Source organism: Marmoricola sp. Leaf446, from assembly GCF_001424755.1.
Classification (GTDB): domain Bacteria; phylum Actinomycetota; class Actinomycetes; order Propionibacteriales; family Nocardioidaceae; genus Marmoricola.
Genome location: NZ_LMRF01000006.1, coordinates 410903 through 430799, shown reverse-complemented (window position 1 = coordinate 430799; position 19897 = coordinate 410903). Strand labels below are relative to the sequence as shown.

The 19897-nt window shown below is 74.6% G+C and carries 21 protein-coding genes; 10 read left to right on the top strand and 11 right to left on the bottom strand.

The genetic code is table 11. The features are described from left to right. Window positions 1–148 precede the first annotated feature (148 nt). On the bottom strand, window positions 149–1099 hold the full coding sequence (locus ASG49_RS18770) for an SMP-30/gluconolactonase/LRE family protein (RefSeq protein WP_056544139.1): 951 nt from the start codon (window positions 1097–1099) through the stop codon (window positions 149–151). 66 nt (window positions 1100–1165) lie between these two features. Here ASG49_RS18770 and hemW point away from each other — a divergent pair, with 66 nt between their 5' ends. Next, window positions 1166–2302, top strand: a complete 1137-nt coding sequence (gene hemW, locus ASG49_RS18765; protein ID WP_056544136.1) for a radical SAM family heme chaperone HemW — start codon at window positions 1166–1168, stop codon at window positions 2300–2302. Between the two features lie 21 nt (window positions 2303–2323). Here hemW and ASG49_RS16670 read toward each other — a convergent pair whose 3' ends face one another. Then, the gene (locus tag ASG49_RS16670) at window positions 2324–3187 is read right to left on the bottom strand and encodes a DUF3097 domain-containing protein (RefSeq protein ID WP_056544133.1); all 864 of its coding nucleotides are present in this window, start codon (window positions 3185–3187) and stop codon (window positions 2324–2326) included. 52 nt (window positions 3188–3239) lie between these two features. Continuing rightward, window positions 3240–3737 (bottom strand): pyridoxamine 5'-phosphate oxidase family protein, encoded by a 498-nt coding sequence (locus ASG49_RS16665; RefSeq protein WP_235562143.1) that lies wholly within the window; start codon window positions 3735–3737, stop codon window positions 3240–3242. A gap of 71 nt (window positions 3738–3808) precedes the next feature. On the opposite strand from ASG49_RS16665, the gene ASG49_RS16660 reads away from it, so the two are divergent. Next, on the top strand, window positions 3809–4582 hold the full coding sequence (locus ASG49_RS16660; protein ID WP_056544131.1) for an EcsC family protein: 774 nt from the start codon (window positions 3809–3811) through the stop codon (window positions 4580–4582). 6 nt (window positions 4583–4588) lie between these two features. Here ASG49_RS16660 and ASG49_RS16655 read toward each other — a convergent pair whose 3' ends face one another. The 3 genes from ASG49_RS16655 to ASG49_RS16645 form a co-directional block, all read right to left on the bottom strand. Then, window positions 4589–5833, bottom strand: a complete 1245-nt coding sequence (locus ASG49_RS16655; RefSeq protein ID WP_056544128.1) for an FAD-dependent oxidoreductase — start codon at window positions 5831–5833, stop codon at window positions 4589–4591. Between the two features lie 118 nt (window positions 5834–5951). Continuing rightward, a complete protein-coding gene (locus ASG49_RS16650; protein ID WP_056544125.1) occupies window positions 5952–6794 on the bottom strand; it encodes an FHA domain-containing protein in 843 nt (280 codons plus the stop codon). Beyond that, window positions 6791–7030: a hypothetical protein gene (locus ASG49_RS16645; protein WP_056544122.1), complete on the bottom strand. Its 240-nt coding sequence runs from the start codon at window positions 7028–7030 to the stop codon at window positions 6791–6793. The genes ASG49_RS16650 and ASG49_RS16645 overlap by 4 nt, the downstream gene beginning before the upstream one ends. A 95-nt stretch (window positions 7031–7125) precedes the next feature. Here ASG49_RS16645 and ASG49_RS16640 point away from each other — a divergent pair, with 95 nt between their 5' ends. Together ASG49_RS16640 and ASG49_RS16635 are read left to right on the top strand one after the other, a co-directional pair. Then, a complete protein-coding gene (locus tag ASG49_RS16640; protein WP_162244539.1) occupies window positions 7126–7965 on the top strand; it encodes a DICT sensory domain-containing protein in 840 nt (279 codons plus the stop codon). A 41-nt stretch (window positions 7966–8006) separates the two neighbouring features. After that, entirely contained in the window at window positions 8007–8798 is a 792-nt protein-coding gene (locus ASG49_RS16635) for a hypothetical protein (RefSeq protein WP_056544115.1), read from the top strand. A 31-nt stretch (window positions 8799–8829) separates the two neighbouring features. Here ASG49_RS16635 and ASG49_RS16630 read toward each other — a convergent pair whose 3' ends face one another. Beyond that, window positions 8830–10245: an aldehyde dehydrogenase family protein gene (locus tag ASG49_RS16630; protein WP_056544985.1), complete on the bottom strand. Its 1416-nt coding sequence runs from the start codon at window positions 10243–10245 to the stop codon at window positions 8830–8832. Window positions 10246–10385: 140 nt separating this feature from the next. On the opposite strand from ASG49_RS16630, the gene ASG49_RS16625 reads away from it, so the two are divergent. The 4 genes from ASG49_RS16625 to ASG49_RS16610 are packed head-to-tail and all read left to right on the top strand — an operon-like array spanning window position 10386 to window position 13845. Continuing rightward, window positions 10386–11534, top strand: a complete 1149-nt coding sequence (locus ASG49_RS16625) for an LLM class flavin-dependent oxidoreductase (RefSeq protein ID WP_235562142.1) — start codon at window positions 10386–10388, stop codon at window positions 11532–11534. Then, on the top strand, window positions 11531–12058 hold the full coding sequence (locus ASG49_RS16620; protein WP_056544111.1) for an NADPH-dependent FMN reductase: 528 nt from the start codon (window positions 11531–11533) through the stop codon (window positions 12056–12058). Before ASG49_RS16625 ends, ASG49_RS16620 begins: the two co-directional genes overlap by 4 nt. Further along, window positions 12055–12606 (top strand): flavin reductase family protein, encoded by a 552-nt coding sequence (locus ASG49_RS16615; RefSeq protein WP_056544108.1) that lies wholly within the window; start codon window positions 12055–12057, stop codon window positions 12604–12606. Before ASG49_RS16620 ends, ASG49_RS16615 begins: the two co-directional genes overlap by 4 nt. A gap of 51 nt (window positions 12607–12657) precedes the next feature. Continuing rightward, the gene (locus ASG49_RS16610) at window positions 12658–13845 is read left to right on the top strand and encodes a MalY/PatB family protein (protein WP_056544105.1); all 1188 of its coding nucleotides are present in this window, start codon (window positions 12658–12660) and stop codon (window positions 13843–13845) included. Here the strand turns inward: ASG49_RS16610 and ASG49_RS16605 are convergent. From ASG49_RS16605 to ASG49_RS16595, 3 genes are all read right to left on the bottom strand, one after another. Then, entirely contained in the window at window positions 13835–14734 is a 900-nt protein-coding gene (locus tag ASG49_RS16605; protein ID WP_056544103.1) for an alpha/beta fold hydrolase, read from the bottom strand. The two genes, ASG49_RS16610 and ASG49_RS16605, sit on opposite strands and share 11 nt — an antisense overlap. Before the next feature lie 120 nt (window positions 14735–14854). Then, on the bottom strand, window positions 14855–16414 hold the full coding sequence (locus tag ASG49_RS16600; protein WP_056544100.1) for an acyl-CoA synthetase: 1560 nt from the start codon (window positions 16412–16414) through the stop codon (window positions 14855–14857). Window positions 16415–16478: 64 nt separating this feature from the next. Beyond that, entirely contained in the window at window positions 16479–16781 is a 303-nt protein-coding gene (locus ASG49_RS16595) for a MerR family transcriptional regulator (RefSeq protein WP_235562141.1), read from the bottom strand. 116 nt (window positions 16782–16897) lie between these two features. Here ASG49_RS16595 and ASG49_RS16590 point away from each other — a divergent pair, with 116 nt between their 5' ends. Then, a complete protein-coding gene (locus ASG49_RS16590; protein WP_056544096.1) occupies window positions 16898–17326 on the top strand; it encodes an Hsp20/alpha crystallin family protein in 429 nt (142 codons plus the stop codon). Window positions 17327–17405: 79 nt separating this feature from the next. Further along, window positions 17406–18965 (top strand): hypothetical protein, encoded by a 1560-nt coding sequence (locus ASG49_RS16585; protein WP_156384398.1) that lies wholly within the window; start codon window positions 17406–17408, stop codon window positions 18963–18965. Window positions 18966–18983: 18 nt separating this feature from the next. Here the strand turns inward: ASG49_RS16585 and ASG49_RS16580 are convergent, their stop codons facing one another. Further along, complete coding sequence (locus ASG49_RS16580; protein WP_056544090.1) at window positions 18984–19853, bottom strand: SDR family oxidoreductase; 870 nt, start codon at window positions 19851–19853, stop codon at window positions 18984–18986. Window positions 19854–19897: the final 44 nt, after the last annotated feature.

The following is a 19897-nucleotide window of genomic DNA, read 5'->3' as shown; positions in this document are numbered from 1 at the left end:
TGTAACGCGGAGTTATGGCATCTGAACAAGCCGTGTGCCGCGCACTCGGGCACCACAGCACCGCACCAGATGCCGCCCCAGTGCGCGTACGCCGAACGCCCGGTCGGCGCCCCACGGCGTACGCCGAATGCCCGGTCGGCGTAGGTGCTCAGTCCTGGACGCGGGTGACCCAGTACTCCGTGGTCGGGGTCGCCGGGGTGGTGAACCTCGCGTTGGGCAGGTAGAGGCCGTCGCGCCAGCGGGCGACCGTGGTCGGCACGTCGAAGTCGGGGGAGGTGAGGGTCTGCACCAGCCGGCCCGAGCGGCCGTCGCGGGACAGGCGGAGCTCGGCGACCTGGTTGAGCCGGTTCTGGACCGCGAACAGCGTGCGGCCCTCGCGCAGCAGGCCGTCGCCGTTGGTCAGCAGGGTGCCGCCGAGGTCGACCTGGCGGGCGACGCCGGTGCGCGGGTCGACGCGGTAGAGCAGGCCGTTGCTGGAGTTCACGACCAGCAGCGCGCGCCCGTCGGGCGTGGTCTCGATGCCGTTGGCGTTGTTGACGCCGGGGGTCTGCACCCAGTCGCCGGTCAGCGGCAGCCGGGTCACCTCGGCGGTGCCGCGGGGGCCGGGGGAGACGCGGAACAGCGCCGCCTGCAGCGAGTCCGTGACGTACGCCGCCCGGCCGGTCACCACGACGTCGTTGACGAAGCTCGTGCCCGGGGCGGGGTCGGGGGTGAGCTCGTAGGTCGCCGTGGTCGCGCCGGTGCGGACGTCGACCACCTTGACGTCGCCGTCGGCCCCTCCGGCCACCCACAGGTCCGTGCCGCGGCCGAGCTCGAGGCCGATGGCCGGCGTCCCGTCGCCCTGGCTGATCACCCGGCCGGTGCCGGTGCGCAGGTCGGCCGCGTAGACGTCGCCGTCGACGCGCGAGCCGAGGTAGGCGATCGGTCCGCGCGCCTCGATGCCCTCGGGCTGGAACCCGTCGGGCAGCTCGATCCGGCTCGGCGGCTCGGCCCGGGGTGGACGCCGCTCGGCGGAGGCGGCGGTGGCCGGACCGGCGAGCGAGGCGCCCAGCACGGCGGCCAGGGCGAGGGCGAGGAGCGGACGGGGTCGAGGAGTCATGGCGGGTCCCTTTCGTCCCCGCCCACCGTACGACGCGGCCCCAGCACCGGGTGGGAGACTGGAGCCGTGCACGTGCCCCCTGGGACCCCGTTCGGGGTCTACGTCCACGTGCCGTTCTGTGCGAGCCGGTGCGGCTACTGCGACTTCAACACCTACACCGCGACCGAGCTCGGCGGCGGCGGCTCCCAGGCGGCGTACGCCGACCACGCGGTCGCCGAGGTGGCGCTGGCCGCCGCGACGCTCGGCCCGGACGCCCCGGAGATCGACACGGTCTTCCTCGGCGGCGGCACCCCGACGCTGCTGCCCGCCGACGACCTGACGCGCGTCCTGGACAGCCTGCGCGAGCACTTCGGGCTGGCCGACGGCGCCGAGGTCACCACCGAGGCCAACCCCGACAGCGTCACCCCGGAGTCGCTGGCACGGCTGCGCGAGGCGGGGTTCACGCGCGTCTCCTTCGGGATGCAGTCCGCGGTCGGCCACGTGCTGCGCGTGCTCGAGCGCACCCACGACCCCGCAGGTGTCGACCGGGCCGTGCGGTGGGCGCGCGAGGCCGGCTTCGAGCAGGTCAGCCTCGACCTGATCTACGGCACGCCCGGCGAGTCGGTCGCCGACTGGCGCACCTCGGTGGAGGCGGCGCTCGCGAGCGGGCCCGACCACGTCTCGGCGTACTCCCTCATCGTGGAGGACGGCACCCGCCTGGCCCGCCAGGTCCGCACCGGCGTGGTCCCGATGCCCGACGAGGACGACCTCGCGGAGAAGTACGTCCTGGTCGACGACCTGCTCACCGCCGCCGGCCTGGGGTGGTACGAGGTGTCCAACTGGGCCCGGAGCGAGCAGTCGCGGTGCCGCCACAACGGGCTCTACTGGACCTCGGCGAGCTGGTGGGGGATCGGCCCCGGCGCCCACTCCCACGTGGACGGCGAGCGCTGGTGGAACGTCAAGCACCCCAGCGCTTACGCCGCCCGGCTGGCCGCCGGCGAGTCGCCGGCCCAGGACCGCGAGACGCTGAGCCCCGAGGACCGCCACCTCGAGCGGGTGCTGCTCGAGGTCCGGCTGCGCGACGGGCTGCCGCTGTCGCTGGTCCCCGCCACGGGGGTCGACGACGTGGTCGCGCGAGGTCTCGGCGTACGACGCGACGACCGGCTGGTGCTCACCCGCGAGGGCCGGCTGCTCGCCGACGCCGTGGTCCGCGACCTGACCTGACCGGGCCCGAGCCGGGCGACCTCAGTGGCCGGGCTCGGTCACGAAGTCGATCAGCTCCTCCACCCGGCCGAGCAGCGCGGGGTCGAGGTCCTGGAAGCCGCGCACTCCACCGAGGATGTGCTTCCAGGCGCGGGCGATGTCGGCCTGCTCGCGGTGCGGCCAGCCGAACTGCTGGCACACGCCCTTCTTCCACTCGATGTGGCGCGGCACCTGCGGCCAGGCCTTCTTGCCGAGCCGCTCGGGCTTGACCGCCGCCCAGATGTCGATGAAGGGGTGGCCGACGATGAGCACGTGCTGGCCGACCGGGGAGCGGCGCACGGAGTCGGCGATGCGGCTCTCCTTGGAGCCCCGGACGAGGTGGTCGACGAGCACGCCGACGCGGCGCTCGGGGCCGGGCCCGAAGTCGCGGAGCTTCTCACCCAGGTCGTCGACGCCGTCGAGGTACTCCACGACGACGCCCTCGATGCGCAGGTCGTCGCCCCAGACCTTCTCGACCAGCTCGGCGTCGTGGCGGCCCTCGACGAAGATCCGGCTGGCCCGGGCGACGCGGGCCTTGGTGCCGTGCACGGCCACCGAGCCCGACGCCGTGCGGGTGGCCGCCTGCGGGCCCTGGCGCGTGGGGGCGACGAGCACGACCGGGCGGCCCTCGAGCAGGAAGCCCGGGCCGAGCGGGAAGGTGCGCCGCTTGCGGTGGCGGTCCTCCAGGGTCACGGTGCCGAGGTCGCGCTCGACCTTGACGATCTCGCCGACCCAGTCGCGGCCGACCTCCTCCACGACCAGCCCGAGGTCGGCGTCGATCTCGACGGCCCGGCCGCCTCTGGGAGCGCGCCAGTCGGTGGCGAGGACGTCGGAGCCGTAGCGGTCGGCAGGCGTGGGGGGAGGCACCGGAGGAACGCTAGGCCCCCACGGGCGCCGGGTGGTGGCGCAGCGCCGCGGGCTACCCGACGTGTGCCGCGGTGGTGCCGCCGAGCTCGACGGCGCCCATCCCGAGCTTGCGGTGGTCCCACGACCGGGTGCGCTCGACGGCGAGGCGCACCACCACGCGCTTGGCCAGCATCGCCTCCACGAGCGGCTTCATCTCCTCGGTGTAGGGGCCCTGGTAGCGCTCGAACACGTCGACCCCGACGCGCCAGACCGTCTCGGGGTCCTCGACCACCTCGCCGCGTCCCTCAAGGGCCACCCCGCGCAGCTGGTCGTAGGTGTGGCCGGCCTCGACGAGCACCGACATCCGGTCGTCGCGACGCAGGTTGACGACCTTCTGCGACTTGGCCTTGGTCTCGATCCAGACCTCGCCGTCGAGGACGGCGTACCACATGGCGACGAGGTGGATCGCGCCGTCCGGGCCGTAGGTCGCGACGGTCGCGCTGCGCTGCTGGTGCAGCAGCTCGTCGACCTCCGCGGCGGTCATCTGGATCAGGTCGCGCTGCTTGGCCACGGTGTCTCCTCGGGTCGGCTGGCTGGGTAGGGCGCGTACAACGTAAACGAGCCCCCGCTAGATTCTCGGCCATGGGAATCACTCGCCGACTCGGCGCCAAGCTCGTCCCCCGCGCCGGGGACCTCGCCCCCGGCCCCGTGGCCGAGATCGTCCACCAGGCCCTCGACCGTGCCATCCGCGGCATCGGTCCGCTCGACGGCGCCCGCGCCGCCGGTGACAAGGAGCTGGAGGACCAGGGAGGCGACGTCGAGAAGGCGATCGACAAGCTGGTCAACACCCACCTCGCGCTCGCCGGCGCCGAGGGCTTCGCCACCAACCTCGGCGGGCTGGTGACCGCCGCGGCGACGATCCCGGCCAACATCAGCGGCCTCGCGCTGCTGCAGTGCCGGATGGTGGCCGCCATCGCGCACCTGCGGGGGTACGACGTCGACGACTCGCGCGTCCGCAACGCCGTGCTCGCCACGATGATGGGCGAGGACGCCGTGAGGTCGCTGGTCAAGAAGGGCAAGCTGCCCGGCACGCCCCACCAGATCGCGACCCTGCCCTCGGCCGAGGTCGAGGACCGTGCCGCGTCCGCCGAGCGCCGGCTCGAGGAGGAGCGTCCCCCGGACGCCGTCCGCGAGAGCGACGCCAAGGGGTCGCGTCGCAAGGCCCGCACCCAGCTCGACCGCGTCGTCGGCGCCCAGGTCGCCACCACGCTGATCGCCAACGTGGGCGGCAAGCGGCTGGCGACCTTCGCCGGCAAGCGAGTGCCCGTGGTGGGCGGCGTCATCGGCGCGGGCAGCGACGCCTGGGCCACCCGCCAGGTCGGCGGCTACGCCCGCAAGCAGTTCACGAAGGTCTAGGACGACTCAGGCGGCCGGGGTCGCGCCGAGCCGGGCGAGCACCGCGTCGGCGGCGCGGCGCCCGGAGACCAGCGCGCCCTGGATCGAGGGGGTGTCGCGGTGGTCGCCCGCCACGAACATCCCCTCGCCGAGGTCCACGCGGCGCTGCAGCGGCACCCCCGCCGCGTGGGCCGGCAGCGCGGTGGCGATCACGTCGGTGCGCAGCAGCTCCCACGACCGCGGGTCCGCACCGTAGAGCAAGCCGGCGTGCCGGCGTACGTCCTCGGCCAGGTCGCGGTGGGCGCCGACGACGGTGGCCTGCACCAGCGCGCCGTCCCGGGAGTACGACGGGGCGGCGTTGGTCATCACCGCGGTGTTGACCACCGGTCCGCGGCGGTCGCCGTCGACGTGCAGCAACCGTGAGCCGGTCGGCGGCTGCGCCGCGCGGAACCAGAAGGTCGTCAGTGCCCGCACCCGCGGCCGGGGGAGCGCGACGAGGTCGGCGGCGGCCACCGGGTCGGCGGCCACCACCACCGCGCGGGCACCGATCGTGCCCTGGTCGGTGGAGACGCGGTGCCCGGTCGCGAGCCGGGCGCGTACGCCGCAGCGCAGGGTGCCGGGGACGAGACCGGCCGCCAGCTGGTCCGGGAGCGCCTGCATGCCGCGGGCCGGGACGGCGGGCGTGCCCCGGACGAAGGACCGCAGGATCATCTCGGCGACGCGCCGCGAGGTCACCAGCTCCTCGTCGGCCAGCACGCCCGCGAGGAACGGACGCAGCACCCGCTCGGTGAGCGGGCCGTCGAGGCCGCGCCGCCGCAGTTCGGCCATCAACGGGCGGTCCGACCCGGCGCGCACGGCGCTCGCCGGACCGAAGCCGACCGGCGCGGCCCACCGCAGCAGCCGCAGCTTGGTCGCGAGCCCGCCGACGGGTGCCCGCAGGTCCGAGACCAGGCTGCTCGGCAGCCGCCGGGGGTCGCCGAGGGTGAACCGGCCCTCGCCGTGCGCGACGACCACGCCGGCACCGAACGGCTGCAGGTCGAGCGCGCCCACGTCGACCACGCGGCCCACCTCGGGATAGGCGGGGTTGAGCAGCTGAAAACCCCGGTCGAGCAGGGTGCCGTCGACCTCGTCGGTGCGCACCCGGCCCCCGGGGGCCGCGGCGGACTCGAGCACCTCGACGCCGAGGCCGGCCCGCTGCAGGCGCAGAGCGGCGGCGAGACCGGCGAGGCCGGCCCCGACGACGACGACGTCGGTCTGGGTGGGCAGTGGCACGTGACTCCTCAGGGGGGCGGCACGAGGACCTGCGCAGGCACAGTTGCGCAGGTCCCCGTGCCTCATCGGACCGGGTGCCGGGTACCGGCGGGGAGCGCCGGGTCACCCGGTCCGGGTATCAGCGGCCCGGTTGGGGCCGCTGTCGTCCCATCTCGCCGCCCTGCCGGCCGCCGTAGGGGCGGCCGTGGTCGGCGTGCTCGTCGCGGTAGTAGGCCAGCGTGTGGCGTCCGACCTCGATCCGCGAGCCCGAGCGGAGCAGCTTCTCCCGCACGACCTCGCCGTGGACCCGGACCTCCGGACCCGCGGTGCTGATCACGAACTCGTCGCGCTCGGGGTCGCGGTTGATCACGGCGTGGAAGGGCTCGATGTCGGGCAGCACCACCGCGTTGGAGGGGTCGGAGCCGATGCCGACCACGTCGCCCTGCAGCCAGAACACCGACTGCGTCTCGCCGGCCATCACCGAGGCCCGCTCGACGGCCAGGCGGGGAGACCCGGCTCCGGGGGAGTCGGTGCCGGTGAGGCGACGGCGGCGGAACCCGAAGGTCGGCGCGACGGGCAGCATGCTGGGCGGCGGGAACGCCTTCCCCGACGGGAGCACCGGGGGCTGGCCGGCCGCGCGGGAACGCAGCGCCGTCCAGCCGCCGCGCCAGGTGCCGACGCGGATGTGGCGCGAGCCGGTCGCGCGTCGCTGCCACCAGGGGGCCCGGACCGCGCCGATCGTGACGAGGTGGACGCCGTCGCTGACGACCTTGATGGTGATGCCGCGCTCGGCGAACATCTCGGCGGCCGCCGCCACCGTGGGGGCGTCGTCGCTGCCGGCGAAGACACCCGGGTGGTCGAGCTCGAAGGTGAAGTGGTTGGCCTCGCCGTAGAGGTGGCCCCGGGCGGACTGCCCGTCGAGTCCGGTGAGCTCGACGCGCAGGTCGGCGTCGACCTCGACGAGGGTGGCGGCGGGGCTCACGAGCGTCGCGGGTCGTGGTTGTCGCTCGTGGTGACGGTCAGGGTGCCGTCGACCTTCCAGGTGGCGCGGGGCGCCTGCGGCCCGGTGTCACGCGGGATCTCGACGGTCATGTCGGAGAAGGTGTAGTTGATGGCCGCCTCACGCCCGGTGAGGAAGTCCCACATCTTGCGGCCGAGGTCGGTCCAGTCGACGACCTCGGGGGAGCTGTCGTCCATCGCGCGGTTGCTCTGCGGCATGTCGTACCTCCTGCGTTGACCTCAACAAGCTGTTGAGGTTTATGATGGTCAGCATGCCCACCACTGACCGCGATGCGCAAGTCCACGCGTCCGACATGTCTGAGATGTCATCAACAAATTCTTCGACGGAAGAGGCACACCTCAGCATCGGGGACCTGGCCGACCGCACCGGCCTGAGTCCCGCGACGCTGCGGATGTGGGAGACGCGCCACGGGTTCCCCAAGCCGCAGCGCCTCGACAGCGGCCACCGCCGCTACTCCGAGGAGGACGTGTCCACCATCGAGCGGGTGGTGCAGCACAAGGACGCCGGCACCCGGCTCGAGCAGGCGATCCGCCGCGCCATGGCCGACGCCCAGCCCGCGGCCCCGTCGGTGTACGCCTACCTGCGCCGCCGCCACCCTGCGATCGGCGTGCACCGGCTGCGCAAGACGACGCTGCTGGCGCTGTCGTGGGCGATCGAGGACGAGTTCTGCGCGAAGGCCGACCGGGCGTCGATCTACGGCGCCTTCCAGCAGGAGCGCTACTACCGCAAGGCGCAGCCCCGGTGGACCGAGCTGGCCCGGGTGGCGCGCTCGGCCACCGTGCTGGCCGACTTCGGGGCCGACGACCGCGACGCCTCGCCGGTCGAGGTCCACCTCGAGCCCGACGCGCCGATGCGCCGGGAGTGGGCGGTCGTGTGCGACGCCCCCGACCTGCCGATGGTGCTCACCGCGTGGGAGCTGCCCGGCCAGTCCGACGTGCGCGACCGCGACCGGTTGTTCGAGTCGATGTGGACCGTCGACTCCGCCGCCGTCCACGACGCCGCCCGGGTGTGCGCGTCGGTGGCGGGCGTCGAGGCGCCCCCGGTGACCAACCCGCCCGGGTCCTCCGCCGATCCGCTCGCGGTGACCGGCCTGTTCAACCGGATGGTCTCCTACGTCGACCGGTTGAGCTGACTCCCGCCACGACGAGCGGGGTCAGTCCCTAGGCTGCGGCCATGGCCTCCGTCGAGCTGTCCGCTGACCGCGACGCACCTCTCGTCACCCGCGCGGTGGCGCTGCCGTTCCGCCTGGTCGGTGCCGCCGTGCACGTGACGCTGGCCGTCGGCGCCCTGGTGGCGCCCGACGGCCCGGTGCGCCGAGCCGGGGGGTACGCCGACCAGCTGGCCGCCGTGCTCGGGGAGGACGGCATGGTCGGCAAGCTCGACGCGATGTCGCGCGACCCCGAGAGCCCGCTGGGCCGGGTCGCGGCGCTGTCGCAGGCCGCCGGCGAGGAGCGCCCGTTGGGCCGGGCCCTGGCCCCCGGCGGCATCCTCGACCGCGCGCTGGCCGACGACGGCCCGCTCACCCGGTTGCTCAGCGACGACGGCGCCCTCGACCGGATCCTGGCCCCGGGCGGCGCCCTCGACCGGCTGCTGGCCTCGGGCGGCGTGCTCGACCGCCTCCTCGTCGAGGACGGCCCGCTGGAGCGGCTCGTCGACGAGGACGGCCCGCTCGACCGTGTCACCCGGCCCGGGGGAGCGCTGGACACCGTGCTGGCCGAGGGAGGTCTGGTCGACCGGCTGCTCGCCGAGCGCGGCTTCGTGGAGAAGCTCGTCGCCGAGGACGGCACGCTCGACCAGCTGGTGGCGCTGGGCCCGACCCTGGAGCGCGTCTACCCGCAGCTCGATGAGCTCGTCGACGTGCTGCCCGAGCTGCACCGCGCCATCGAGGTGCTCGGCCGCTCGGTCGGGCCGCTCTCCGACCTCGCCAACCGGATCCCCGGCCGCCGCAAGCCGATCGCCGGCTAGCGGCCACGCGTGACCGGAGCGGGACCCGGGATCAGAACAGCCGGCGGGCGGCCCGCTGCTTGAACCGGCCGTAGGGCGGGTTGAGCAGGGGCAGGTCGCGGTGCCACGACGGCCGGCGGTAGACCGCCTTGTGGTGGCTGAAGGTGTCCACGCCCCACCGGCCGTGGTAGCTGCCGTAGCCGCTCTCGCCGACGCCGCCGAAGGGCAGCGAGGACACCAGCAGGTGGGTGAGGGCGTCGTTGACGCAGACCCCGCCCGACGACGTGCTCGCGAGCACCTGGTCGACGACCGCGTCGGAGCCGGTGAACAGGTAGAGCGCGAGCGGCTTGTCGCCCGCGGTGATCGTCGCGCACACCTCGTCGAGGTCGGTGAAGGTGAGCACGGGCAGCACCGGGCCGAAGATCTCCTCGCGCATCAGCGGGGAGTCGAGGTCGGTGGTCCGCACGACCGTCGGGGCGACGTACCGCTCCTCGAGGTCGACCTCGCCGCCGACGACCACCTCGTGGCCGCCGCCGTCGAGCAGCGCCTGGACCCGCTCGGTGTGGCGCCGGTTGACCATGCGGCCGAAGTCGGCCGACGTGCGCGGGTCGGCGCCGTAGCGCGTGCGGATCTCGGCCGCCAGCGCGTCGAGGAAGGCCTGCTCGACGTCGCGGTGCACGTAGACGTGGTCCGAGGCGACGCAGGTCTGACCGGAGTTGAGGAAGCGCGAGAACGCCACCCGGCTCGCGGCGAGCCGCACGTTGGCGTCCTGCGCCACGATCACCGGCGACTTGCCGCCGAGCTCGAGGGTGACCGGGGTCAGGTGCTTCGCGGCCGCCTGCGCCACGATGCGGCCCACGGTGCCGTTGCCGGTGTAGAAGACGTGGTCGAAGCGCTGCTCGAGCAGGGCCGTGGTCTCCGGCACGCCGCCCTCGACGACCGCCACCGCGGCCGGGTCGAGGTAGGCGGGCACCCAGCGGGCGAAGGCGCGCGAGGTGGCCGGCGCGACCTCCGAGGGCTTGAGCACGACGGCGTTGCCGGCGGCGAGCGCCGCCGCGAGCGGGCAGGCCAGCAGCTGCACGGGGTAGTTCCACGGACCGATCACCAGGGCCACGCCCAGCGGCTCGACCACGACCGAGGCCTTGGCCGGCTTGAACAGCGCCGGCACCTTCTGCCGGCGGGGCGCGGTCCAGGCCTCGAGGTTCTCCTGCAGGTCCTCGACCTCGCGCACGCTCGCGCGCAGGTCGGCGGCCCACGCCTCGAACGGCGGCCGGCCGAGGTCCTCGACGAGCGCCGCGGTGAACTCCGCCTCGCGCTCGACCAGCATCCGCTTCAGCGCGGCGAGCTGCTCGTGGCGCCAGGCCAGGGAGCGCGTCCGGCCCGAGGTGTACGCCGCCCGCAGCCGCGGCACGAGCAGCTCGGGTGCCTCGCGGGTGTCGTCGGCCGGCGGGCTGTCCAGGGTGGTCATGCCCCCAGCGTCGCCGACGACCCCGGCCCGCACAACGGCGGGTCGGCGGCCCACGGGTCGGGCACGGCGCACGACAGGTGGTGCACCGGCGTACATTGTCGAGTGACCTGATCGAGATACACCTCAACAAGGAGGCGATCGTGAGCGACCAGCTGCGGTTCCACTGGTTCCTGCCGACCAACGGCGGTGACGGCCGCCAGATCGTCGGGGGCGGCCACGGCGTGAGCGCCGGGGCCTCCGGTCGACCGGCGTCGATCTCCTACCTGGGCCAGATCGCCCGCGCAGCGGAGGACGTCGGCTTCGAGGCCGCGCTGACGCCGACCGGCGCCTGGTGCGACGACGCCTGGCTGTCCACCGCGATGCTGAGCCAGGTCTCGGAGCGGCTGAAGTTCCTGGTCGCCTTCCGTCCCGGCCTGACCTCGCCGTTCCTCGCCGCCCAGATGGCCGGCACCTTCCAGAACCGCACGGGCGGCCGGCTGCTGCTCAACGTGGTGACGGGCGGGGAGAGCCACGAGCAGCGGATGTTCGGCGACTTCCTCGACAAGGACGCCCGCTACGCCCGCGCCGGGGAGTTCCTCGAGGTGGTGCGTCGGCTCTGGACGGGGGAGGCGGTCACCTTCGAGGGCGAGCACGTCCACGTCGAGGACGCCGTGCTCGCGCACGTCCCCGACCCGTTGCCGGAGATCTACTTCGGGGGGTCCTCGCCCGCCGCCGGCGCGGTGGCCGCGCGGCACGCCGACGTCTACCTGACCTGGGGCGAGCCGCCGGACGCCGTGCGCCAGAAGGTCGAGTGGATCCGCAAGCTCGCCGCCGACGAGGGCCGCGAGGTGCGCTTCGGCATCCGGATGCACACCATCAACCGCGACACCTCGGCCGAGGCGTGGGCCGAGGCCGACCGGCTGCTCGACGCCATCGACCCCGCGTCGGTGAAGAAGGTCCAGGACGGGCTGCGCCGGAGCGAGTCCGAGGGGCAGCGCCGGATGCTCGCCCTCAACGGCGGCTCCAAGGACGGGCTGGAGATCCACCCCAACGTCTGGGCCGGTGTCGGCCTGGTGCGCGGCGGCGCCGGGACCGCCCTGGTGGGGTCGCACGAGGAGGTGGCCGACCGGATCGAGGAGTACGCCGAGATCGGCATCGAGGAGTTCGTGCTCTCGGCCTACCCCCACCTCGAGGGCGCCTACTGGTTCGGCGAGGGCGTGCTGCCCGAGCTGGCCCGGCGGGGCCGGTGGACCCACCCGCACCCGCAGCGCGAGCAGGGCGCCGCCGTGCCGTTCGGCTCCGCCCGGTGAGCGACCGGGCCGGCGGTCCCCGGGTCGCGGTGGTCGTGGGCAACCCCCGGTCGGGGTCCCGCACCCGGGCCGCCGGGGTGCACGTCGCCCGGGAGCTGGCCGGCGAGCCCGACCTGGTGGTCGACCTCGCCGACCTCGGCACCACCCTGCTCGACTGGTCCGCGCCCGAGGTGACGGCGCTCGTCGAGCAGGTGGGCGCCGCCGACCTGGTGGTGGTCGCGAGCCCGACGTACAAGGCGACCTACACCGGCCTGCTCAAGCTGTTCCTCGACCGCTTCGCCGGCGACACCGGCCTGCGCGGGGTCGCGGTGCCGCTGATGCTCGGCGGGTCGCCCGCCCACGCGCTGGCCGGCGAGCTCCACCTGCGGCCGCTGCTGGCCGAGCTGGGCGCGCTGCTGCCGACGCGGGCGCTCTACGTGCTGGACCGCGACCACGACGACCCCGCGGCGTACGACGCGTGGCTGGCGACGGCGCGCCCCGCCGTGCGCGCGCTGCTCGACCGCGAGACCACAGGAGCACCGTGACCGTCACCGCCCAGTCGGGCAGCTTCCCGACCAACCAGGACCTCGACCCCGTGCGGCTGCGCGAGGCCTTCGGGACGTTCCCCAGCGGGGTCGTCGCCGTGGCCGCGACCGTCGCGGGCGTGCCGACCGGCCTGGCCGCGTCGTCCTTCACCTCGGTCAGCCTCGAGCCCCCGCTGGTGTCGTTCTCGGTCGCCAACTCCTCGGGCACCTGGCCGGCGCTGCGCCGTGCCGACCACCTCGGCGTGACGGTGCTCGCGGACCACCACGGCGAGGCCTGCCGCCAGCTCGCCGGGCCGGCGGGCCAGCGCTTCGAGGGCCTGGCGTGGACCTCCCACGACGACGGGGCGCTGACGCTCGACGACGGCCTGGCCCGGTTCGACTGCACGATCTACCGCGAGGTCGAGGCCGGCGACCACACCCTGGTGCTGCTGGCCCTCCACGGCTACGACCACGCGCCGGTCGACGCCGACCACCCGGCGCACGAGCAGGCCGGCCCCCTGGTCTTCCACCGCAGCGGCTTCGGGTCGGTCAGCGCCCACGAGGGGTGAGGACCGCGCCGCCTCGCTAGCGTCGGGGTCCCCGCCCTCAGGAGGACACCCGTGGACCCGTTCGACGCGCTCACCCTGGAGCAGCTGCGCACCCGGCAGAGCATGAAGTGGCACCGGTTCGACCCCGACGTGCTGCCGCTGTGGGTCGCCGAGATGGACGTGCTGCTCGCCGACCCCGTCCGCGAGGTCCTGGTGCGGGCCGTGCGCGACGGCGACACCGGCTACCCCGGCACCACGCCGTACGCCGAGGCGCTGGCCGCGTTCGCCGAGCAGCGCTGGGGCTGGTCGGGCCACGACCCCGCCCGCACCGCGCTGGTCGCCGACGTGATGACCGGCGTGGCCGAGGCGGTGCGGCTGGTGACCGGACCGGGCTCGACCGTGGTGGTCAGCCCGCCGGTCTACCCGCCGTTCTTCGGCTACCTCGAGGACACCGGGCGCGAGGTGCTCGAGGCGCCGCTGGGCGACGACGGACGGCTCGACCTCGAGGGTCTCGGCGAGGCGTTCGAGCGGGCCACCTCCGGCGGCCGGGCCGCGGCGTACCTGCTCTGCTCGCCGCACAACCCGACCGGCGTGGTGCACACGGCCGAGGAGCTGACCGCGCTGGCCGACCTGGCACGGGCCGCGGGAGTGCGGGTCGTGGCCGACGAGATCCACGCCCCGCTGGTGCTCGACGGGCCCGGCTTCGTGCCGTGGCTCTCGGTCGATCCCGCCGGGCTCGCGGTGACCTCGGCCTCGAAGGCGTGGAACCTCGCCGGCCTCAAGGCCGCGGTGCTCGTCGCCGGGCCCGACGCGGCCGCCGACCTGGCCCGGCTGCCCGAGGTCGCCACCCACGGGCCGAGCCACCTCGGCGTGCTCGCCCACACCGCCGCGCTGCAGCATGGCGGCCCCTGGCTCGACGACGTGCTGGCCGCGCTGCGTGCCCGGCGCGACCTGCTGGGCACGCTGCTGGCCGAGCACCTGCCGCAGGTCTCGTGGACGCCGCCGCGGGCGACCTTCCTGGCCTGGCTCGACTGCTCCGGGCTGGGCCTGACCGGGCCGTACGCCGACGCCCCGGCGCCCCGGGGCGTGATGAACGCCGACGCGGGCCCGGCGCGCGCGTTCCTGGAGCGCTCGCGGGTCGGGCTGGCCGCCGGCACCGCGTTCGGCGCCGGCGGCCTCGACCACGTCCGGGTGACGATGGCGACCAGCACGGAGGTGCTGACCGAGGCGGTCACCCGGATGGCGCGGGTCAGCGGCTGAGGCCCTCCAACCGCTGTGCGACCCAGCCCACGACGTCGGCCTCGACCTCGTCGCGGTTGGTCTCGTTGAACACCTCGTGCCGCGCCTCGGGGTAGGTGAGCAGGGTGACGTCGTCGAGCCCGGCGGCGGTGTAGCGCGACACCAGGGCGTTGACCAGCGCCAGGTCGCCGCCCACCGGGTCGTGGGTGCCGACCGCGACCAGCACGGGCAGCGAGCTCGGGATCGCGGCCACGGCGTCGGGGTCGGCCATCCGCCGGGCGGCCACGAACATCTGCCGGCCCCCCTCGCCGTCCAGCCCGAAGCCGCACAGCGGGTCGGCGACGTAGGCGTCCACCTGTGCCTCGTCGCGGCTGAGCCAGTCGTAGTCGGTGCGCGCCGGCGCGAACGGCGCGTTGAACATCGACAGGTCGAGCGGGGCGTCGAGGTCGAGCGCGGGCTCCAGCAGGTCGATGACGGCGGTGCCGGTGAGCACCACCGCGTCGGGGTCGTCGCCGCGGTCGAGCAGGTGCTGCTGGGTGGCGAAGGACCCCATCGAGTGCCCGAGCAGCACGTGCGGCAGCCCCGGGTGCGCCTCGCGGGCCAGGTCGCCGAGCCGCCCGACGTCGCGCACCAGCTCGGTCCACCCCTCGGCCCCGATCACCCCCGGCTCGGTCCCGGCCCGCTGCACGGTCGTCCCGTGGCCCCGGTGGTCCTGGCCGTAGACGACCCAGCCGCGGGCGGTGAGCTGCGCGGCCAGGTGGTCGTAGCGGCGTACGTGCTCACCCATGCCGTGCGTCAGCCGCACCACCGCCGTCGGCTCGCCCTCGGGGTCCCACCGGTAGGCCTGCACGGTCACCCCGCCCGCGCTGGGCAGGTCGATCGGCGTCGGCTCGGGGGCGGTCTGGCTCATGCGGGCTCCTCGGGGTGGATCGGACGAAACGGATGGCGGACGGGGGAACACTGCCCGTGGGTGCCCGGTATGCGGCGTTCGGCGGGCAGTTTCACCGGCTGGCCGGTGAAACTGCCCCCCTCACACGTACCGCTCCCGCACCCTCCGCTTCACCAGCTTGCCGGTGGGGGTGCGGGGGAGGGAGTCGACGAAGTCGACGGAGCGGGGGGCCTTGAGGTGGGCGATGCGCTCGCGGACGTAGCCGATCAGCTCGGCCTCGAGGTCGGGCCCGGGGGTGGCGTCCTCGGCGGGTCGGACGACCGCCTTGACGACCTCGCCCATGTCGTCGTCGGGCACGCCGATCACCGCGACGTCGTGGACGGCGGGGTGCAGGGTGAGGACGTCCTCGACCTCCTGGGGATAGATGTTCGCCCCGCCCGAGATGATCATGAACGCCTTGCGGTCGGTGAGGTAGACGAAGCCGTCCTCGTCGATGCGACCGATGTCGCCGGTGGTGGCCCAGGTGTCGTGCCGCGGGTGCTGCGCGGCGCGGGTGGCGTCGGGGTCGTGGTGGTAGACGAACGGCATCTGCTCGCGCTCGAAGTAGATCAGCCCGACTTCGCCGGTCGGCACCTCGTCCTGGTCGGGCGTCGACTCGTCGCAGACGTGCACCACGCCGAGGCCGGCCCTCCCGACCGTGCCGGGCCGCTGCAGCCAGTCCTGCGGCCCGACCAGGGTGACGCCGGCGGCCTCGGTGGCGGCGTAGTACTCGTGCAGCACCGGGCCCCACCAGTCCATCATCCGCTGCTTGACCTCCACCGGGCACGGCGCGGCGGCGTGGATCGCGACGCGCAGCGAGGACACGTCGTACGCCGCCCGCACCTCCTCGGGCAGCTTGAGCATCCGCACGAACATCGTCGGCACCCACTGGCTGTGGGTCACCCGGTGCTCCTGCACCAGCGCCAGCGCGCGCTCGGCGTCGAAGCGCGACATCACCACGACGGTGCCGCCGGTGGCGGTGATCATGCCGACGAAGCGCAGCGGTGCGGCGTGGTAGAGCGGGGCGGGGGAGAGGTAGACGGTCTCGCCGTCGAAGCCGTAGAGCTTCGCGAACACCGCCAGCAGCAGGTCGCCGGGCTCGTCGACCTGCCGGTCGGGCAGGCTCGGCCGGATCGCCTTGGGGTGGCCGGTGGTGCCGGAGGAGTAGAGCATGTCGTTGCCGGCCGGCTGGTCGTCGTACGGCACGGGGGAGGCGGCGGCCAGCGCCGACTCGTAGTCCTCGAAGCCCTCGACCTCGCCGTCGAAGGCCAGCCGCAGCTCCAGGCCCGGCACCGCGGCGGCCAGGGCCAGCGCCTGCTCCCGCCGGTCGGCGCTCGCGACCAGCACCCTCGCGCCGCAGTCGCGCAGGATGTAGACCAGCTCCTCGGTCGCGAGGTGGTGGTTGAGCGCGGTGACGTAGAGGCCGCTGCGCAGGACGGCCCAGTAGACCTCGTGGTAGCGCAGCGAGTTCTCCGACAGCAGCGCCACGTCGTCGCCGACGGTCAGACCGGCGAACCCGGCCGTGCCCTCGCCGTCGCGCAGCACGTGCGCGAGCCGGACCGAGCGCTCCTCGAGCTCGCCGTAGGTCAGGGTCTCACCGGTGTCGGCCATCACCAGGGCGACCTTGTCGGGGGTGGTGGCGGCGTGGGTGCCCGGGAACACGTGTCCTCCTGCGGGGTACGACGGGCCGCCACTGTGACCGACGCCACGCCCTGCGGCAACCCCCTCAGTCGTGCCCCCGAGCTCGGGGTCGGGAGCCCAGCCGTGCCCGCAGTCGTGCGTTCTCGGCCTCGAGGTCGAGCACGCGGGCGACGCCCACCAGGTTGAGGCCCTCGGCGAGCAGGTCGCGGATGCGGTGCAGCGTGTCGATGTCCGCGGCGCTGTACAGGCGGGTCCCGCCCTCGGTGCGGTCGGGCCGCAGCAGGCCGCGCCGCTCGTAGACCCGCAGGTTCTGCACCTGCATCGCGACCATCTCGGCGGCCACCGAGATCGCGTAGACGCCGCGGTGGTGGGTCGGGGGACGGGGCACGACTCCTCCGGGAAAAGTGGATGACGGACTTGAAAGAAGCACCTCGGTCGATCTATAAAACCTGTATCAGACATTACAGGTCGTCCCGACGACCTGACGACTCCGAGGAGGAAGAGATGTTGCTGCGCACCACCGACCCGTTCCGTGACCTCGACCGCCTCGCCCAGCAGATGATGGGCACGGCGACCCGACCCGCGGCGATGCCGATGGACGCCTGGCGCGAGGGCGACCGGTTCGTGATCGAGTTCGACCTGCCGGGCGTCGCCCGCGAGACCATCGACCTCGACGTCGAGCGCAACGTGCTCACCGTCCGGGCCGAGCGGCTGCCACGCAACGGCGACTGGGAGATGCTGACCTCCGAGCGCAGCCGCGGCATGTTCAGCCGTCAGCTGGTCCTGGGGGACAACCTCGACCTCGACCGGATCCAGGCCGACTACGCCGACGGCGTGCTGCGGCTGGTGGTCCCGGTCGCGGAGCGGGCCAAGCCGCGCAAGATCGAGGTCGGCAGCGGGTCGTCCCAGGAGCACCACCAGCTCCACGGGTAATCCGAAAACCGCCCAATTCGGGCGCCGACTCTCGTACGGTGGTCCGGAAAGGCGCCGTCGTCCGACGGTGGAGACCGACATGGGTGCACACCGGCGACGCGCGACCACCTGGCGCGTCCTCGTGGGAGCGACGACGGCCGCCCTGGTGCTGGGCGGGTGCGGGGCCACCGACGCGGAGCCGCAGGCGGCCGAGCTGCCCGCGGCTGCGCCGTCCACCACCCCGGCCGCCGAGGAGGAGCAGGCCGTCGAGATCGTCGGCGCCCCCGACCCCGAGGCGTTCTCGGTCGGGGACCCGCAGTCGGCGCCCGAGCCCGGCGGGGGGCTCTACCCCGTCTCCGACGTCCACCGGATCAGCCACGACGGGCCGTTGGCCGCGCCGACGCTGGTCCGGGTGGCGCTGGACAACGCCGTCCCGCGTGGCACGCCGGTCGTCGTGGTCAGCCGCGCGGCGCCCGACCAGCCGTGGACCTACCTCGAGGGCGACCTCGACGCCGGGCGACGCCACGTCGAGCTGATCGTCTCCCAGGTGGGCGACATCGGCGTCCTGGCGATGGATCGGCGCGCCGTGCTCGACGCGGTGCGCGAGGACCTGGCCGACGTGCCCGCCCTCCCGGCCCCCGAGACGGCCACCGCGTCCTGCGTCGGGTCGAAGGCGGCCCGCGAGGACGGCTACGGCGCCCGGTCCTGGAAGCGCAGCACGCTCGCCTGGTGCTTCGGCGACGTCGGCGAGGGCCGCACGCTGCGCCTGACCAACACCCGCAGCGTGCCGGTCCGGGTCAGCGTGCCCGGGGTCGAGGCGCCCGCGACCACCGGCTCCACCACCGAGGGCACCCCCTGGGACGCCTGGTCCGCCGCGGTCGGCGGCGGCGGTGGCGCGGGGGGCACCTGGCTGGCGCCGGGCCGCACCGCGTCGTACGACGTCGAGCTCGACCCGGGCAGCACGCTGCTCGCCACCGCCACCGACGACGCCCGGGGCCGCTCGGTGCAGGCGCTGCGCTCGCTGGCCACCACGCTCTCCGCCCGGCTGCGCGCCTTCGGCGTGGAGGGGGCGCCTACCGCGCGCAAGCTGTTCGCCGACCTGCTGGGCGAGCGCAGCTGCACCCGTGCGCTCGGCAAGGACGCCGTGGCCCTGCTCGAGGGCTGCGCCGGGGAGGGCGCGCTGGGCACCCTGGTGCCCGCCTCCGGCGTGCTGCTGGCCCCCGTCCTGGACGCGCCCGTGCTCCGCGGCGCCCTGACCGAGGAGCTCGGCCGCCTGGCGGAGCGGGCGGCCGGCGTCGAGCAGCGCATCGAGGTCAGCCGCGACGAGCCCACCTTCGAGGGCCTCGTCGGCGCCTACCGCGGCCCGCGCCGCAGCCTCGTGGTCGGCGAGACCGGTCTGGTGACCGAGCGGCTGGCCGGACCGAAGGGTCCGGTGATCGACCTGACCTACCAGCTCGCCGACGCCACCGGCACCGGCGCGAAGCGCGGCGCGACGGCGACGCTGACGGCCGTGGAGGTGACGGACCGCACCATGATCAGCGGCACGCTGCCCGTGGTGGGGATGACCGGCCGGTTCGCGCTCGATGCCGGCGTCGTCACCCCGCCGTTCCTCGGCACGACCTACTGCACCGCCGAGGCCGCGAAGCGCTGCGCCGGCTGAGGCCCGGCCGGCGGGAGCTCACCCGGCGGCGAGGACCGCGGCGAGGTCGAGCGGCGGCCGGCCGGTGAGCCGCTCGACGTGGTCGGTGACCTGCTCGAGCTCGCCGGCCGCGATCGCGGTGTAGGTGCTGACCCAGGCGTCGTACTGCCACTGCGGCGCGTCCCACGCCCGGCGCGAGGCGTAGGCCTCCTCCACCGTCTCGTCCTCGAACCGCACCTCGCGGCCCTGGGCCGCACCGATCACGGCGGCGGCCTCGGCCAGCGTGATCGCCTCCGGCCCGGTCAGGTCGTACGTCGCCCCGGCGTGCGCGTCGGGGTCGGCCAGCACCGCCGCCGCCACCCGGGCGACGTCCTCGCGGGCCACCGCGGCCACCCGGCCCTCGCCGGCGGGCCCGCGCAGCACGCCCTCCTCGCCCGCGAACAGCGGCAGCACGTCGAGGTAGAAGTTGTCGCGCAGGAACGTCGTGGTCATCCCCGACGCCCGCAGGTGCTCCTCGGTGGCGTGGTGGTCGCGGCCCAGGGTGAAGGTGCAGGTGGGGGACGCGCCGACGAAGGAGGTGTAGACGACGTGGCGCACCCCGGCCTCGGCGGCCGCGTCGACGAAGGCGCTGTGCTGGTCGAGCCGGTCGGCGCTCTCCGAGCCCGAGACCATCAGCAGCGTCTCGATGCCGTGCAGCGCGGCCAGGCAGGAGTCGCGGTCGGCGTACCCCGTGAACCGGACCGGGATCCCGCCCTCGACCGGGGCGACGCGGGCGGGGTCGCGGGCCAGCAGCCGGGCGGCGACGCCGCGCTCGCCGAGCAGCGCGGAGACGCGTCCGCCGAGCGCGCCGGTGACGCCGGTCAGGGCGAGGGTGGGTCCGGTGACGGGTGCAGGAGTCCCAGTAGTCATGGGCCCATGGTGCACCCCAGGGGGCAGGGGGTTGGATGGGCGCC